The sequence below is a fragment of the Halosaccharopolyspora lacisalsi genome (assembly GCF_014137975.1).
Lineage (GTDB): Bacteria > Actinomycetota > Actinomycetes > Mycobacteriales > Pseudonocardiaceae > Halosaccharopolyspora > Halosaccharopolyspora lacisalsi.
In genome coordinates this window covers 460,321-476,561 of record NZ_JACGWZ010000005.1, presented here as the reverse complement: position 1 = coordinate 476,561, position 16,241 = coordinate 460,321, and the positions used below count along the sequence as shown (strand labels likewise).

Genomic DNA, 16,241 nt, shown 5'->3' with positions numbered 1-16,241 from the left:
CCCCCGCCCCGGCGGGCTCACCGTCCGAGTCGACCACGCGCACGTCGGTGAACACGTGGGGCACCCCGGCGGTCCCGAGCTTACGTTCGACCTGGTCCGGGGTGAGCACGAGCGCGCCCGGGCCGGTCTCGGTGAGCCCGTAGCCCTGACACATCTTGATCCCGCGATCGGTGTAGGTGCGCAGGGTTCGCGGCGGCACCGGAGCGGCGGCCACGATCACACGCCGTATCGAGGACAGGTCCGTCGAGGTCCAGTTCGGGTGCTCGCTGAGCGCGTCGAACATCGTGGCCACGCCGAACATGTAGGTCACGCCCGTGCGCTCGATCACGGTCAACACGCGCTCGGCGTCGAAGCCCTCCTCGATGTGGACGGTGCCGCCCTTGAGCAGGGTGGGCAGCGCGACGAAGTCCAGCGCCGCCGTGTGGAACAGCGGGGCGCAGACCAGCGCCACCTCGTCGCTGACCAGATCGAGGTCGACGACCGCGTTCATCGCGGTGAACACGATGTTGCCGTGGGTGAGCACGACTCCCTTGGGACGCCCGGTGGTGCCGGAGGTGTACATGATGAAACACGGGTCGTCGTGGCGCACGGATTCGTCGATGCGCTCCGCCCCCACCTCGGCGATGGCTTGTTCGTAGCCCACCGCGCCGGCGTCCGGAGCACCGTCGACGACGATCCGGTGGGGCGTCGTCGCCTGCTCGGCGGCGTCCGCGGCGACTTCGGACACCCCCGCGGAGTGAATGAGCACCGAGGCCGCGGAGTCCCGCAGGGAGAAGGCGGTCTCCGGAGCCGTCAGGCGGGCGTTGAGCGGGACGAAGATCGCGCCCAGCAGTCCGGCGGCGAACAGTCCCTCCAGGTAGGACGGATGGTTCATGCTCGACAGCGCCACACGGTCACCCCTGCCGACGCCGAGTCCCCGCAACACGTGGGCCAGCCGCGTCACTCGGTCGGCGAGCTGGGCATAGGACCAGCTCTCGTCCCGGAACGTGATCGCCGTGCGCTGCCCACCCGACCGAACCCGTCGGTAGGCCCAGGACCCCACGCCTTCGTTGAGCATGATCTACCTCCTCGAGCGGGAGCGCGATCGCCGGAGAGGGTCACCGCCGGACCATCCCGGCGCGGATCCGCCACCAGTGATGCCGCAAATCACAGTGCAGCATCAACCATTGAAAGTGTCAATGATTTTGACGGGTAGACCAACCCCGCGGAGTGCGGATCACAGCTGTTCCCGTCCACGGGGCACGCATGGCGGGGAGTTCGGCGCACCGCGCACCAGCGCGGAGCGGCCGGGGGGCCGAACAGGCACCACAAAAGCGGTAGCAATCGTTCTCGCCATTCTTGTATGCGGAATCACTCTCCACGGCGATCTTCGCTTACTGCGGTAATGCCACCGCAACCCACCGTGACTGCTGTTCTCCAAGGCAGAATCCGAATGCTTTCGCGTTCTCTTCGGGTCGAGCGATCCCCACCGTTCACGGACATGTCACGGACCACACCTCCCCGGTCGCGCCGGTACGGCGGACCCGCCGCGCCGGCCTGCCGGTGACCGCGCTGTGCTGGGCGATCGTCGTGTTCGACGGTTACGACCTCATCGTCCACGGCACCGTGCTGCCGGCACTGCCGGACGAACCGAGTTGGGGACTCACCCCAGTGGGCGCGGGGCTGCTGGGCAGCCTGGCCTTCGCGGGAATGCTCGTGGGAGCGCTGACCGCCGGCACGCTCGCCGACCGCCTCGGACGCCGCCGCACGGTCCTGGCCTGCACGGCGTGGTTCTCGGTGTTCACGGTGCTGTGCGCTGGCGACCGGACCCGCCGTGTTCGGCGCGTTCCGACTGATGGCCGGCATCGGACTCGGCGGTCTCGTGCCCTCGGCGAACGCTCTCGCCGCCGAGTTCGTGCCACCCCGGCTCCGGTCGCTGGTCTCGACACTGATGTCCGGCGTGCCGATCGGCGGCAGCATCGCGGCGGTCACCGGCATGTGGGCCATCCCGCTCTTCGGATGGCGCTGCATGTTCGCCGTGGCCCTGATCGGCATCATCATCGGGCTCCCGCTGTGCTGGCTGTTGTTGCCGGAGTCGGCCGCCCACTACCGCTCCCGGGGCCCGAGGACAGCACGAACGCGCCCACGAGGTCGAGCACCGCTTCGGACTCGTACCGGACAACCACGACACGAACACCTCCTCCGAAAGCCGGGGAACCAGTGGTCTGCTCCAACCGGGGCACCTCCGGGCCAGCATGCTGTTCGCCCCGGCCACACTGGCGACGTTGTTCGCCTGGTACGGACTGGCCACCTGGCTGCCCGAACTGATGCGGAAGTCCGGGTTCGACCTGGGCTCCTCACCGGGCTGCCTGCTGGCCCTGAACCTCGGTGCGGTGACCGGGTCACTGGTGACCGCGTGGGCCGGCGACCGCTTCGGCCCTCTGCCCACCGGTATCGCCGCGGCCGTGACAGCGAGCGCGAGTCTGGCGCTGATCACGACCCATCCGCCCAACGCGGTCACCCACCTGCTGCTGATGCTGGCCGGTGTCGGTACTCACGGGACCCAATGCCTGATCATCGCCGCCGTGGCCAACCACTACCCACCACACCTGCGCGGGTCCGCCCTGGGATGGGCACCGGGCGTGGGACGCGTCGGTGCGGTCGCGGCTCCGCAGATGGGCGGCTCGCTGCTCGCCGCGGGCCTGGGTGTGAACTCGAACTTCCTCGTGTTCACCCTCGCCGCCGTCGTGGCCGGCATCCTGCTGTGGCTGTGTCCACGTCCGTCACACCACCGACCCCGGAGTGCTCCCGAGACCGTGGAGAACCGTTCACGATTGCGGCAGGGACCGCAGGTCCTCCTGGGCCTGGGAGACCGTGGCCTTGAGCTCCCGCACGAGCACCGGAATGCGCTGCTTGTCGAACCGCGCGGAGGGGGTGGAGATCGAGACCGCCGCGAGTGCGCTCCCCGCGGTACCGTAGACACAGGCGCCGACCGCCGACACGCCCGCTTCGCTGCCCTCGATGTTGAGGCTGTAGCCGTGGTCGCGAACGGTGTCCAACTCCCGGAGCAACTCCGTCCACGACCTCTGCGACAGCGACGGTTCCGCGTCCTCGGCGGTGATGCCGGTCGATGCCGGCACCGGTGGGACGTAGAGCCGTTCGAGCTGTTCCGACCCCAGTTCGGCCAGCAGGGCCTTGCCACCCGAGGTCAGGTGGGCGGGCAGGATCGTGCCCTGCCGGCCCACCACGTGCAGCACCTGGGTGGACTCGACGCTGGCCAGGAACCGGACCTGAACACCGACCCGGACGATGAGGTTCGTCGTCTCCTGGACCCGCTGGCACAACGCGTCCAGATGCGGAGTGAGACACCGGCGGAGCTGCTGGAGCGGCTGCCCGGCCACCCTGCTGGCGGCCAGCGCCGGGCCGGGAACGTAGGTGCGGCGGTCGTCCTGGACCGCGAAGTCCCGGTACACCAGCATCGACAGCAGGCGGTGCGCCGTTGAGCGGGCAATGCCCAGCTCCTCGGCGGCTTCGCTGACCCGCAGACTTCCGTGATCGCGCAACATCAGGACCAGCAGCAGCGCGTTGTCCACGGACGCCAGCGCATAGGGTGGCTTGTTCTTCACAAGAGAACCTTATTCCCTCAAGGTGAACGCCGCACTGACTTGACTCATGACGCGCACCACTGCCCCAGCGCACTCGAGGATCGGGTGCCACCCGGCGAGGTGGAGCGGTTCTCACTCACCGGAGGCCGTGACGTCACGGCCTCCGGTGTCCAGAGCCGCGGAATCGACCGACCCCTCCAACGCGTGCAGCAGTTCGGCCAGACCACCGGCCAGGGAGTCACGCTGCTCGGGATTCAGCGCCGCGAGCAACTGCCCCTGGGCCGCGACGTCCCGGGAAAAGGCCCGGTCGATGACCTCGCCGCCCTGTTCGGTGAGCACGATGCGCGCACTGCGCCTGTCCCGCCCGTCGGAAGTGCGTTCCAGCAGACCGCGCTCGGCGAGATGGTGGACGCGCTTGGTGGTGGCAGCTCCCGAGGAGACGGTCAGCTCGTTGAGCCGGCCCGGGGTCACCGGGGAACCGGTCCGACGCAGGGCGCAGAGCAGGTCGAACTCGGCGCGGTTGAGCCCCTCGTCGGCCACGGCGACGTCCAGTCGCCGCCGCAGCACCGCGGCGGCGCGCAGCACGCGCCCGACCACGTCGATGCTGCTGACGTCGAGATCGGGGCGCACCTGTTGCCACTGCGACTTGGCCGTCTCGATGAGGTCGGGTGTTCGTTTCATCTCATCAATATACCACTAGTAAAACACTTGTGTAATATATGGGAACGTGCCCAGTACCGTGCTGACTCGCGACCTCCGCCAGACCTTTCACGTGCGCAAACGCGGCCCGCTCGCCTGGCCGGCCGCCAGGGCGTTCCTGTCGATGCTGGTACCACTGGTTCTGCTGCTCCAGTTGGACCGGTTGGACCTGGTGGCCGGTGCGGTGTTCGGAGCGTTGACCAGCGTTTACGCCCGCAGCGAGCCCTACCGGCAGCAGACCAGGACACTGGCCGCGGTGGCCGTGTCGATGGTTCTGGCCGTCGCGATCGGCGACGTGATCGCGGTGTTCGGCAGCGGGCACGCCTGGCACGAGCCGGTGGCGCTGCTGGCCACGGCCGCCGTGGGAGCCGTGACCACGGCGGCCGGCACCGCCGTGAAACTCGGTGCCCCCGGCGGCCTGATCTTCGCCTTCGCCACCGGGGCTTGTGCGCATCTGTCGTTGTCCTCCGCCGACCTCGGCCCGCACCTGGCCACGGCCGCGATCAGCGCGGCGTTCGCCTGGGCCGTCAGCAGCGCCGGTGCCGTGGTCACCGGGCTGAACCCCCAGTTCAGGACCGTCTCGGCCGCGCTGGAAGCCACGGCGGTCCACCTGGCGGCACGTCCCGACCTGACCACGCGCCACCGTGCCTCGGTGGCGGTGGAAAACGCCTGGAACAGCGTGGCCCTGGTCGGCCGGAAGCACCGGGACGGCCGCCCCCACCTCGACCTCGTCCGAGCGACCGAGACGTGCGAGGCTCTGCTGAGTCCGGAACACGCCACGAGCGTGACCGCCGAGGAAGTGCGCGCGACGGCCGACGATCTCCGTCGGGGCCGGGGTTTTCGCGATCTCGTCCTCGCGGGGCGGGACTCCCCCGTCGTCCCCGCCCCGACATCGCGCTGGCAGGTGGCTCGCGAGGTCATCGGCGCCGCACTCGCTCCCGGCAGGCGTGCGGGCACCTGGTTGGTGCCGTACGCGCTGCGCGTGGGTGTGGCCGCCTTCATCGCCGGCGTCGTGGCCAACCTGCTCGGTATCGGCCACGCCTACTGGGCGGCGGTTTCGGCGGTTTCGGTCCTCCAGGCCACCAGCACCTCCAGCTCGGTTCCCCGCATGGTGCAGCGCGGGATCGGCACGCTCGTCGGCGTGCTCGTGGGACTGAGCCTGCTGACCGCCGACCCCGCACCGTGGGTGATCATCCTCCTGATGGCCGGACTGCAGTGGGGCGCGGAAATGACCGTGCTGATCAATTACTCCTTCGGGCTACTCTTCGCCACCCCGGTCGCCCTGCTGGTCAGCGCACTCGCCACGCCCATGCCGCCCGGGGAGCTGGCGACCGACCGCCTGTGGTCCACCCTGCTCGGTGCCGCCATCGCAGTGGCGGTGGCGTGGATGCTGCCCAATCGTGCGTGGCTGGCCCGGGTGCACCGCGCCCTGGTGCGCGTACGCGAGCTCAGCGCCGCCGATCCGATCCAGCCGATACGGCTGCGCAACGCGCTGATCGAACTGCACGAGGCCTACGACGTCGCCGAGGGCGAGGTGCGGGACTCGAAGCTTCCCACCGAGGAACTGCTCGACGTCTCCCACCGGGCCTACGTACTGCTCGACGGAGCACCGCCCCCGACACGACGAAGCGACTGGCACGACAAGCACGTCGAAACCGACCGGTGAGGAGTAACGACGGCTCGTGCCAAGGACCTCCGGGAGTACCTCCTGGCCGACCGTCGTGGGGGGGGGAGAGCCGGTCGACGAGTTCCACACCGCGACCGGGCTGACGCTGTCGGCGGAGGTGCTGGCCCTGCTGCGACAGGCGGTCCTGCCGGTGAGCACCGCGTGGTCACCGCTGGAAAGCGCCTCGCACGTGCTGGTCGTCGGTGTCGCGGCGGACTGGCGGCAGCAGCAGCCCGGCACGACCTCCACCGAGCTGTCCCGGCGGATCTCTGAGGTCCTCGACGGGTTCCGCTCCCAGCACCTGATCCCGCGCACCTTCGTGCTCGACGAGGACGTCGACGCCTCCGACGTCGCCGAGCTCACCTGGGCGCTGGCCACTCGGTCCATCCCGAGGAGTGGCGCGTGGTGCGACACGGCGAGGTCCTGCCGCTGCCGACCTGCTACACCGAGCGGGAACGGCACGCCCGGCACGGCGCCGAGGTGGTCCACGACTGCCTGCTGCCCGCCGGAGGAGAGGGGCGACAGCGCCGCAGCTCCTTCGTGCACATCTACCCCGCCGAAGTGCGGCGCTGGGTCCACGAGCACCGGAACGACTGATCCACCGGCCGCGCCTCCGGGCCGTTCGGGGAGGCGTCTCGCGGGATTTCCGGTCACGGTTGACCGTCTTCCTCCTGGAGAACGGCCAGCAGTGAGCGCAGCGCCGGCAACGCCTCGGACAGATGTTCCTGGTCACGCTGTCGCATGCGCTCCAGGGCCCCGACCACCACCCGGCGGCTGGCGACGACCCGCAACAGCTCCACGGTCGCGTCCTGCAGGGGCGGCACCCCCTCGGCTCTCTTGGTCGTGCGCAGCAGACTGCGCCGGAGCGGCCCGGTCACCGCGGACAGCTCACCCACCACGTTCTCCGTTCCCGAAGCTCGTCACATCCCGGGAACACGGCTCGGAACCATCGCCCGCGCCGCGGAACGATTTCTCCCGTTGGACTCACCTCCTTCGTCGGCGGCATGCTGAATCGTGCCGACGACGTCGAACCACGCGCTCCACCACGGACACGCGGGGCGAAGCGACGTCCGGAAGGAACGACGCGGTGCGAGCCGCGACCATCGAGAGGAAGGATCGACCGTGGAGTATCGCCAGCTGGGACGGTCCGGTCTTCGCGTGTCGACGTTGACGCTGGGCACGATGACCTTCGGCGGTGAGGGTTTCTTCGGCAACCTCGGCGACACCGACGTGACCGGGGCCAGGCGCCAGATCGACATGTCCCTGGAGGCGGGGGTCAACCTCGTCGACACCGCGAACATGTACTCCACCGGTACGGCCGAGGAGATCCTCGGCAAGGCCGTCGAGGGCAGGCGCGACGACCTGCTGATCTCGACCAAGGTGCGGATGCCGATGGGCAGCGGTCCCAACGACGCCGGCCTGTCCCGGCACCACGTCCGCGAGCAGGCCGAGGCCAGTCTGCGCCGGTTGGGCACCGACCACATCGACCTCTACCACGTGCACACCTGGGACGGGCAGACTCCGCTGGAGGAGACCCTGGAGGCGCTGGACACGCTGGTGCGCTCCGGCAAGGTCCGCTACCTGGGCGTGTCGAACCACACCGGCTGGCAGCTGATGAAGGCGCTCGGTGTCGCCGACCGGCACGGGTACCAGCGGTTCGTGGCCAACCAGATCTACTACTCGTTGGAGTCCCGCGACGCCGAGTACGAACTCGTGCCGGCCTCCGTGGACCAGGGGTTGGGGATCCTGGTGTGGAGCCCGCTGGCCGGTGGACTGCTGTCGGGCAAGTACCGCCGCGGTCAGCAGGCCTCGAACGGCAGGCACCTGACCGAGTGGAGCGAACCACCGGTCCGCGACGAGGAGAAGCTCTACGACACCATCGAGACCGTCGTGGACATCGCGCACTCGCACGGTTCCTCGCCGGCCCAGATCTCGCTGGCCTACCTGCTGCGCAAGCCCGCCGTGACTTCGCTGGTCATCGGTGCCCGCACCGATGACCAGCTCCGCGACAACCTCGGCGCCGCCGAGATCGAGCTCGGTGACGAGGAGTACGAGCGGCTGGACAAGATCAGCGCCCCGTGGCTGATCTACCCGCACTGGCACCAGGCCGCCACCGCCTCCGACCGCTTCGGCACCCCGGACCGGGCCCTGCACGGCTGAGTGCTCCACCCGAGCGACGAGTCGTCCACCGTCCGGGAACGGGTCCCCGACGGTGGGTGTTCCGGCCGGCGGGATGTCCCGCTGTCGTAGCGAGCCACCGCAGCCGGCCGTGCCGCTTCGGCGACACTGGTCCGGACGGTGCCGACGGTCGTCGACGTGCAGGACTCGGCGGTCATGTACTTGTCCCCTCCCGCTCCGCCGAGCCCAGGCGGGGCGCGACCAGAGTCGGTCAGGCAGCACCGCAGGACGACGCCACCTGCTCAGACCGCGCTCGGCCGCCGCGGAAGCGCCGTGTCAGGAGAGGCAACGAAGCTTCAGGACTGGTGGGCCGTGGCCTCCTGTTCTCGGGAGTCGTGCGTCCACGTCTGCACGAAGGACTGCACGGTCGTGACCAGTGGGACCGCGAGCAAAGCACCGATGACACCGGCGAGGCTGGCTCCAGCGGTCACTGTCAGGACCACCGCGAGCGGGTGCAGCTGGGCGGCGTCGCCGAGCAGCCACGGCTGCAGCACGTTGCCCTCGATCTGCTGGACGATCACGACGACGACGAGGATGATCAGCGCCGCGAGGAAGCCCTGGGTCACCAACGTCACCAGGACCGCGATCGCTCCGGAGACCAGCGCGCCCAGCACCGGCAGGAACCCGCCGAGGAACACCAGCGCGGTCAACGGGCCGGCCAACGGCACACCCACGATCCACAGACCGGCCCCGATACCGATCGCGTCGGCCATGGCGACCAGGCTCGTGGCCCGTGCATAGGCCGTCAGCGACCGGAACGCGCGGCGACCGGCCAGTTCGATCCGCTCCCGTTGCCGGGCCGGTGCGATTCGGCACATGCTCTGCCAGATGCGGTTGCCCCCGTGCAGGAAGAACACCAGGGAGAACAGCACCAGCAGCATTCCACCCAGAATGCCGCCGACTGTGAAAGTCGTGCTCAGGGCTCCGCTGGCCAAACGTTGCTGGTTGCTGCTGAGCCAGCCGATCACCTGCTGCTGCATCCGACCGATCTGTTGCGGATCCAACCCCAGCGGTCCGTACACGGCCCAGTCGTGCAGGGACCGCACACTGGCCACGAGTTGCTCGGACAGTGCGGGCAGGCTGGCGGCGAACGAGGCGACGACGAAGACCAGCACTCCGCTCAGCACGGCCAGCCCGGTGAGCATAACGGTGATCGTGGCCAGCCAACGCGGGAAGCCGCGGTTGTCCAGCCATGTCACCAGTGGCGCCAGTAACGCGGCCAGCAGCACCGCCACCACCACCGGAATCACCACGACCTGCAGCCGCACGGCCAGGCGGACGAGTGCGTACACGGCCACCCCGATGAGCAACCAGCGCGTACAGAACGCCGCAGCAGCAGGCAACGTTTCGCCACGGTCCGGCCTCGGCGAATCGCGATCGACCCGACTGTAGAGATCATTCATAGAACGCTGATTGCCCCACACCGCGCAAATGTAAACCTCCCCCCGGAGTGGATTACGTCATCCAGCTGTGGACGACCCACTTTTGGCTGTCCGACTCTTCGAGAAACCACCGTGTCGGTCCACTGTGCCCGACGACACGGTGGCCGGCACGACTGCGGCAGTTTGGGTCGTTTCCGCTGTAGCGGGCAGCCGAGAGCAGTGATCGACTGCCTGCGAAAGAAGTTGACCGTGGCGGCGACGCGCCGAAGGTACACCGCCGAGCATCGCGCTCGTGCGCCAGGATCCCGAGTCGGGGACACCGATTGCCGAAGTCGCCCGCGATCTCGGGGTGACTTGGGGAAACGTTGGCGAACTGGGCCAACCGGACCCGCCAGACCGAGTCCGACGACGAGAAGCCGTTGACGACCTCGGAACGCGGCGAACTGGAGCAACTCCGCAACGGCTACCACACCGTCCGCACGGAGCGCGATCTTTCAGGCGCGCGACGCAGTACTTCGCCAGTCACCGAAGTGAAGTACTCGGTCATCGCCGCCGAACGCGCCAAGGATCCGCCGCAGCACACGATGACGTTCACGGGCGACATGCTGGGCGTCATCGGCAACGCTACTACGAACGGCTCGACAAAAAGCTCACACAGCAGCAACGCCGTGACGCAACCCCGACGGGGAGAATCACGTCAGTCATGGAGCGGAATCGGCACCGGCTGGACACCCGGCGGGTGCGGGGCCAGCTCGACGACAACGTCGACCGAGCCGATCCGCTCCGCGATCTCGGTGATGACGCCCGGGGCGGAGCTGTGGCCGCTGACGTAGACGGGGGGAAGTCCCTCACCGGAGAGCACGAATCCGATTGATCGGGCCGAGACGATGCGCAGGCCGACGAGTTCCGGGACCGCGGTCGGCCCCCGATCAACGTAGCTGGGGTGCCATGACTCCATCGAAGCAACGGCAACCGAGTCCGACCAGCGCGTCGTCCTCGACGACAAGTCCCGGCGCGGGTGGCTCCTCGTGAGCGGCGAGGATGCCTCGGTTGCCGCCCGGATTCCGACGTGCCGGGTGGGCGCGCGCATCCGCGTCTCCTCGCGGGTACGGCACGGAATCCGGTACGGACACCGACCCCGTGCGCGAGTCGAGCAGGCAGCACGACGTCGTGTTCAGCGGGGACGAGGACCTGATCACCCGGTTCCCGAACTGGTCTTCGGCTCAGCCCGTTCGCTGACCGGGTCGCGGCGCAGCGATCGACCGGTCGGCACTGAGCGAGCGGAAGCGCGTGAAGGTGAACGGCCACTCAGGCACCGGGGCGCACAGCGCGCCGCATCAGCGAATTCTCCGCCGACCACGGCGAGGCGGAAATCTTCGCAGGTGCGGCCTCCTGCCGGCCGGATCTGCGCACTCCCGGACCGGGCACCGAGCGGAGGGCCGCTCGGTGCCCGGCGGGAAGCCCGGAGCGAGTCCGCGGCACGCGAGAGCGCCGCTTCCCGGGGGCGAGCGCCGGAGTTACGACTCGCGGGCGGGGTGAACAGTGCCGGTGACCTCGCCGAATCCGATGCGAGTGCCCTCGATGCCGGGAGCGGTGGCGCGGATGGTCACGGTGTCGTCGTCTTCGAGGAAGACCCGCTGGCTGCCGTCGTCGAGTTTGACCGGGTCGTGGCCGTTCCAGCTCAACTCGATCAGCGAACCCCGCTGGTCGGGCTCGGGGCCCGAGACGGTGCCGGAGGCGTACAGGTCGCCGGTGCGCAACGAGGCGCCGTTGACGGTCATGTGCGCCAGCTGTTGGGCCGGGGACCAGTACAGCGTGTCGAAAGGCGGCCGGGAGACGACCTCGTCGTTGAGCCGGACCTCCAGTGCCAGGTCCAGAGCCCACGACTGCTGCTCGCGCAGGTAGTCCAACGGCTCGGGTTCCTGGGGCGGAGTGGCGACCCTGGCCGGTTCCAGCGCATCCAGCGGCACGATCCACGGCGAGACCGAGGTCGCGAAGGACTTGCCCAGGAACGGGCCGAGCGGGACGTACTCCCAGCCCTGGATGTCGCGGGCGCTCCAGTCGTTGACCAGGCACACCCCGAAGACGTGCTCGGCGAACTCGTCCGTCGACACCCGGGTACCCATGCTGCTGGGGGTGCCGACGACGAAGCCGACCTCGGCCTCGATGTCCAGTCGCTGCGACGGCCCGAAGGTCGGCTCCGCGTCCTGCGGGGGTTTGCGCTGCCCGCAGGGGCGGACGACGGGTTCACCGGAGCCGACCACGGTGCCGGCCCGGCCGTGATAGCCCACCGGCAGGTGCTTCCAGTTCGGCATCAGCGGCGGCGAGTCCGGTCGGAACATCCGCCCGATGTTGCTGGCGTGATACTCGGAGGCGTAGAAGTCGACGTAGTCGGCCACCTCGAACGGCAGCGACAACCGCACCTCGTCGATCCGGTGCAGCGCCGGCTCCACCAGCTCGCGGTGGGCCTCGTCGGTCAGCAGCTCGGTGATCCGGGCCCGCACCTGCTGCCAACGCGGCCTGCCCTGCGCCAGAAACGCGTTCAGGCTCGGCTGCGCGAACACCGCGTCGTCGAGCGCGGCGGCGAGATCCAACACGTACTCACCGATGGCCGCCCCCACCCGCGCGGAACCGCCCTCGGGAGTGAACACCCCGTAGGGCAGATTGGTCACCGGGAAGTCCGAACCCTCGGTTACCGGCACCCAACTCGTCGTCGTCACTGCACTTCCTGCCTTTCCGTCGCTTCCAGAACCTCTCGTGCCCGACCGATCGGCGTGCTCGTGCTGCACGATCCGTAACTGACCAACACCGACCGCGTCCGCGAGACCGCGTCCCTGTCCAACTCACCGATCCTCCGGGCCAGCTCGGCGGGATCGGTGACGGTCAGCGCTTCCCGCACCCGGCCCTCGTCGGCCCCGTCGCTCGCCGACGCGGCGGCCAGCAGCAGGTTGAGGTAGCCGTGATGCACGAACCCGGTGACGGGATCGCCGTGGCGCACCGCCTGGTGCAGACCGGCCGTGGCTTTCAGCGGGATCCCGACCCGCGCGCACACGGACAGGAAGCGCGCCACCTGTTCCGCGCTCGGGAACAGTTCGGCACGCACACCACCGCAGCGCAACTTGCCGCCCAGGCGACGGCGGGATTCGGATTCGGCGAGCTCGGTGGCCACGTCGTCGATCCCGTCGACCGCGGCGGGTTCGAAGTAGGCCGCGACCTCGGCCGAGACCCGATCCAGCGCTCGCAGAGCCGCCGGTACGCCTCCACCGAACTTCGCCAGCGGAACCTCCAGCAGCGACAGCTCCAGGCGAGGATCACTGTCGATCTCGTCCAGGACCTCGTCGAGGCCGTCCGGTCCCCGGTCGGTGATGAGTCCGAGCCGAACGCGGTCGGTGTCGGCCAGTTCGGACCGGAGTTCGCCGATCCGGCCGGCCGGGCACAGCAACCGGTGGGTCAGCATCGGTTCCTCCGCGCGCTGGTCCGCCCGGTGCCGCACCACCGCAGCCGGCATGTCCAGCGCCGTGGGCGGGAACAGGCCCGCGTCGTCGACCAGGGCCTCCAGCAGTAGTGGGGTGCTCATGACGACGGCCCCCGTCCCGACCAGGACCAGGCATACACACCGTCGTCGACCGCCCGGCCTCCCTCGCCGAGCTCCAACGGCCGGAACGTGTCGACCATGACCGCCAGCTCGTCGAAGCGCTCCGCGCCGATGCTGTTCTCGTAGGCTCCCGGCTGCGGCCCGTGCGAATGCCCACCCGGGTGCAGCGACACCGAGCCCTGACCGATACCCGAGCCCTTGCGGGCGTCGTAGTCGCCACCGCAGTAGAACATCACCTCATCGGAGTCCACGTTGGAGTGATAGTAGGGCACCGGGATCGACAGCGGGTGGTAGTCCACCTTGCGCGGCACGAAGTTGCAGATCACGAAGTTCTCGCCCTCGAAGACCTGGTGCACCGGCGGCGGCTGGTGCACTCGCCCGGTGATCGGCTCGAAGTCCTCGACGTTGAACGTGTACGGATACAGGCACCCGTCCCAGCCCACCACGTCGAACGGGTGCTGCGGACACACGAACCGAGTCCCCACGATCCCCCGCGAGCCCCGGTGCTTGACCAGCACCTCCACATCGGCCCCCTCGGACAGCAGCGGCTCGCTCGGCCCGTGCAGGTCCCGCTCGCAGTACGGCGCGTGCTCCAACAACTGGCCGAACCGCGACAGGTACCGACGCGGCGGAGTGATGTGACTGTGGGCTTCGATGCAGTACGCCCGCAACGGTTCCTCGCCGTGGGGCAACCAGCGGTGCGTCGTCGCCCGCGGCAGCATCACGTAGTCACCGGCCCGCGCCGGCAACGCCCCGAACACCGTCTCCACCGTGGCCTGCCCGGACTCGACGTAGACGCACTCGTCACCGACCGCGTTGCGGTACAGCGGCGAAGCCGCACCGGCGACCACGTACGAGATCCGCACGTCGGCGTTGCCCAGCACCAGCCGACGTCCGGTGACCACGTCTCGTCCCTCGTGGTCGTCGAACAACTCGTGCAGCTTCAGGTGCCGTGGTTTCAGCGGGTGATTCGGCTCCGTCGCGACATCCGGCAACTCCCACACCGACGAGTCCACGATCGCCGACGGGATGTTCCGGTGATACAGCAGCGACGAGTCCGAGGAGAACCCCTCCTCGCCCATCAGCTCCTCGTAGTACAGCCCCCCGTCCGGCTTGCGGTGCTGGGTGTGCCGCTTCGGCGGCACCTCCCCCACTCGGCGGTAATAGGCCATGATCCTCTTCCCTTCTCCTCGGTTCGGCCGTGTCCGCGCCGTCAGCGGGTTCGGGCTTCGGCGACCAGTTCGGTGAGCGTTCCGGCGTCGAGGTGGTCGAGCGCGGCGAGCAGGGCGAGCCGGAGCAGAAATCCCTCGCGGTCGGACTCGGGTACCGAGTCGAGCGCCTCGCTGAGTGTGCGCCACGCGAACTCGGCGTGCTCGATGTGCTCGGGCGGGGCGGCGGGGGTACTCATCGGCTTCCTCCTCGCAGGACGTGATCGGCCAGGGCGTCGCAGCGGCCGAGGTGTTCGAGGTCGGGGAACCGCCCCAGCAGCAAGCCGGCGGGGCGGATCACGAACACCTCGCCGAAGTCGGCGTCGAGAGCGCGGGCCAGGGTTTCGGCGGAGTCGTCGAGCAGCGTCGTCTCCGGGAGTGCGGCGCCGTGGACGCGGGCGGCCTCGCGGCTCGTCGCCAGTCCACGAACCCCCACTCCCGGAGCGAGTCGCGCGCGCAGCGCCGCCACCTTGTCGGCGAGCGCTTCCGGCTCGCTGTCGAGGGCCAGCACGGCGAGGTCCGGACCACGTTCGGCGTTGAGACCGGACGTCCTCGCTCCCCCGGCGGCGACCCGCACCGCGTGGTCCGGTACCGGATCACCGGGTACCAACGACCGCGGCTCGTCCTCGGTGGCGCCGACCGTCAGGGGCGAGGTGCGGCTGTGAGTGGCCCCGGACTGGCGGGGGTTGATCAGCTCCCGCAGCACCGGACGCCGGTTGGCCAGGGTGAGCACGGCGTCCCTGGTCATCGCGTACCCGTGCGTGCCCGGCGTCATGAACAGGGTGCTCTTCTCGGCCTGGTCGACGTACTGGCGCCAGGCGGCGCGGCGTTCGGCCGCGTAGGTCCGCAGCAGCTCCGGCCCGGCCGTGCCGTGCACCACCGAGGACAGTGTCCACGCGAGCGTGTCGGCGTCTTCCAGACCGGAGTTCAGCCCGCGCACGCCGAAGATCGGGACGAGGTGGGCGGCGTCGCCGGCGAAGAGCACGCGACCGTGCAGGTAGGAGTCCAACGACGACGAGTGCGCCCGGTAGAGGCTGGACCACTCCAGCGTCCACGGTTCGGTGTTGCCCAGCCAGTCCAGGTGACGGGTGATCCGCTCGCGGATGCGCTCCTCGGTGGTTTCGACCTCGGGGTCGTCGTCGGGGCCGAGCTGGTAGTCCACCCGCCAGATGTCGGCGGGCTGGCGGTGCAGGATGATCGTGGAACCGGGGTTGCTCGGCGGGTCGAACCACACCCGGCGCTCGGTCGGCAGCGGAGCGCGCCAGTGGATGTCGGCGATGACGTAGCGTCCCTCGTAGCTCGTGCCGCTCATGCGCAGCACCAGCGACTCCCGCACCGTGCTGCGAGCGCCGTCGGCGGCGATCACCCAGCGGGCGCGCAGTTCCCGCGAGCCCTCCGGGGTCTCGACCCGGACGCCGACGTGGTCGTCGCGTTCGGTGCAGTCGAGTACGCGGCACCGCCACCGCGCGGTGCAGTGGTCGGTCGCTTCGATCTCGTCGACCAGGATCTGCTCGGCCTCCGACTGCGAGATGTTGACCATCGGAGCACGCACGTCACCGTCCTCGTGCGGCATGGCGAAGGACAACACCTCGGTATCGCGGTGGAAACTGCGCCCGGACGTCCACGGCAGCGAGCGCTCGGCGAACCGCTCCCCGACGCCGAGGCGCTCCAGCACCTCCAGCGAGTGCCGGGACAGGCAGATCGCGCGGCTGCCGTAGGACACCGAGTCGCCGGACTCGAGCACGGTCACGACCACGCCGCGACGGGCCAGTCCCAGCGCGAGCGCGAGTCCGACCGGCCCGGCCCCCACGATCACGACGGGCTCGGGGGCGGCGTCCGGTGGTGACGAGGCGAACGGGGTGAAGCCGTGGCGGTGCGGAGTGAAGTACACATCAGCCTCTGTTGCAATTATCGAGATTGTGTGTTACC

The 16,241-nt window shown here is 69.5% G+C and carries 14 protein-coding genes and 3 pseudogenes; 7 read left to right on the top strand and 10 right to left on the bottom strand.

Annotated elements, in window-relative coordinates:
- A partial coding sequence (locus tag FHX42_RS18890) for an AMP-binding protein (RefSeq protein WP_182545719.1) occupies nucleotides 1-1,057 on the bottom strand: 1,057 nt, incomplete at its 3' end.
- Nucleotides 1,058-1,635: 578 nt separating this feature from the next.
- On the opposite strand from FHX42_RS18890, the pseudogene FHX42_RS27890 reads away from it, so the two are divergent.
- Nucleotides 1,636-2,071, top strand: a pseudogene (locus FHX42_RS27890) (MFS transporter); the annotation flags it as partial.
- Nucleotides 2,072-2,234: 163 nt separating this feature from the next.
- Nucleotides 2,235-2,732, top strand: a pseudogene (locus FHX42_RS27885) (MFS transporter); the annotation flags it as partial.
- A gap of 75 nt (nucleotides 2,733-2,807) precedes the next feature.
- On the opposite strand, the gene FHX42_RS18880 reads toward FHX42_RS27885, so the two are convergent.
- Both FHX42_RS18880 and FHX42_RS18875 read right to left on the bottom strand, forming a co-directional pair.
- Complete coding sequence (locus FHX42_RS18880; protein WP_182544188.1) at nucleotides 2,808-3,605, bottom strand: IclR family transcriptional regulator; 798 nt, start codon at nucleotides 3,603-3,605, stop codon at nucleotides 2,808-2,810.
- A gap of 111 nt (nucleotides 3,606-3,716) precedes the next feature.
- A complete protein-coding gene (locus tag FHX42_RS18875) occupies nucleotides 3,717-4,265 on the bottom strand; it encodes a MarR family winged helix-turn-helix transcriptional regulator (protein ID WP_182544189.1) in 549 nt (182 codons plus the stop codon).
- 46 nt (nucleotides 4,266-4,311) lie between these two features.
- On the opposite strand from FHX42_RS18875, the gene FHX42_RS18870 reads away from it, so the two are divergent.
- The 3 genes and pseudogenes from FHX42_RS18870 to FHX42_RS26785 all read left to right on the top strand — a co-directional run bounded on the left by FHX42_RS18870 (nucleotide 4,312) and on the right by FHX42_RS26785 (nucleotide 6,546).
- The gene (locus FHX42_RS18870; RefSeq protein WP_182545718.1) at nucleotides 4,312-5,949 is read left to right on the top strand and encodes an FUSC family protein; all 1,638 of its coding nucleotides are present in this window, start codon (nucleotides 4,312-4,314) and stop codon (nucleotides 5,947-5,949) included.
- Between the two features lie 16 nt (nucleotides 5,950-5,965).
- Nucleotides 5,966-6,334, top strand: a pseudogene (locus FHX42_RS27880) (hypothetical protein); the annotation flags it as partial.
- A 17-nt stretch (nucleotides 6,335-6,351) separates the two neighbouring features.
- Nucleotides 6,352-6,546 (top strand): hypothetical protein, encoded by a 195-nt coding sequence (locus tag FHX42_RS26785; RefSeq protein WP_235987462.1) that lies wholly within the window; start codon nucleotides 6,352-6,354, stop codon nucleotides 6,544-6,546.
- Between the two features lie 53 nt (nucleotides 6,547-6,599).
- Here the strand turns inward: FHX42_RS26785 and FHX42_RS26780 are convergent, their stop codons facing one another.
- Nucleotides 6,600-6,845, bottom strand: a complete 246-nt coding sequence (locus FHX42_RS26780; RefSeq protein ID WP_235987461.1) for a hypothetical protein — start codon at nucleotides 6,843-6,845, stop codon at nucleotides 6,600-6,602.
- 226 nt (nucleotides 6,846-7,071) lie between these two features.
- On the opposite strand from FHX42_RS26780, the gene FHX42_RS18860 reads away from it, so the two are divergent.
- Nucleotides 7,072-8,109: an aldo/keto reductase gene (locus FHX42_RS18860; protein WP_182545716.1), complete on the top strand. Its 1,038-nt coding sequence runs from the start codon at nucleotides 7,072-7,074 to the stop codon at nucleotides 8,107-8,109.
- A gap of 314 nt (nucleotides 8,110-8,423) precedes the next feature.
- Here FHX42_RS18860 and FHX42_RS18855 read toward each other — a convergent pair whose 3' ends face one another.
- Entirely contained in the window at nucleotides 8,424-9,530 is a 1,107-nt protein-coding gene (locus FHX42_RS18855) for an AI-2E family transporter (RefSeq protein ID WP_235987460.1), read from the bottom strand.
- A 398-nt stretch (nucleotides 9,531-9,928) separates the two neighbouring features.
- On the opposite strand from FHX42_RS18855, the gene FHX42_RS18850 reads away from it, so the two are divergent.
- The gene (locus tag FHX42_RS18850; RefSeq protein ID WP_182545714.1) at nucleotides 9,929-10,342 is read left to right on the top strand and encodes a hypothetical protein; all 414 of its coding nucleotides are present in this window, start codon (nucleotides 9,929-9,931) and stop codon (nucleotides 10,340-10,342) included.
- 684 nt (nucleotides 10,343-11,026) lie between these two features.
- Here FHX42_RS18850 and fahA read toward each other — a convergent pair.
- From fahA to FHX42_RS18825, 5 genes are read right to left on the bottom strand one after another with little or no spacing between them, the layout of a single operon-like run.
- Nucleotides 11,027-12,229, bottom strand: a complete 1,203-nt coding sequence (fahA, locus tag FHX42_RS18845) for a fumarylacetoacetase (RefSeq protein WP_182545713.1) — start codon at nucleotides 12,227-12,229, stop codon at nucleotides 11,027-11,029.
- Nucleotides 12,226-13,086 (bottom strand): hypothetical protein, encoded by an 861-nt coding sequence (locus FHX42_RS18840; RefSeq protein WP_182545712.1) that lies wholly within the window; start codon nucleotides 13,084-13,086, stop codon nucleotides 12,226-12,228. Before FHX42_RS18840 ends, fahA begins: the two co-directional genes overlap by 4 nt.
- Nucleotides 13,083-14,276 (bottom strand): homogentisate 1,2-dioxygenase, encoded by a 1,194-nt coding sequence (locus FHX42_RS18835; RefSeq protein ID WP_182545711.1) that lies wholly within the window; start codon nucleotides 14,274-14,276, stop codon nucleotides 13,083-13,085. Before FHX42_RS18835 ends, FHX42_RS18840 begins: the two co-directional genes overlap by 4 nt.
- A gap of 41 nt (nucleotides 14,277-14,317) precedes the next feature.
- Complete coding sequence (locus FHX42_RS18830; RefSeq protein WP_182545710.1) at nucleotides 14,318-14,512, bottom strand: hypothetical protein; 195 nt, start codon at nucleotides 14,510-14,512, stop codon at nucleotides 14,318-14,320.
- A complete protein-coding gene (locus FHX42_RS18825; RefSeq protein ID WP_182545709.1) occupies nucleotides 14,509-16,203 on the bottom strand; it encodes an FAD-dependent monooxygenase in 1,695 nt (564 codons plus the stop codon). The genes FHX42_RS18830 and FHX42_RS18825 overlap by 4 nt, the downstream gene beginning before the upstream one ends.
- Nucleotides 16,204-16,241: the final 38 nt, after the last annotated feature.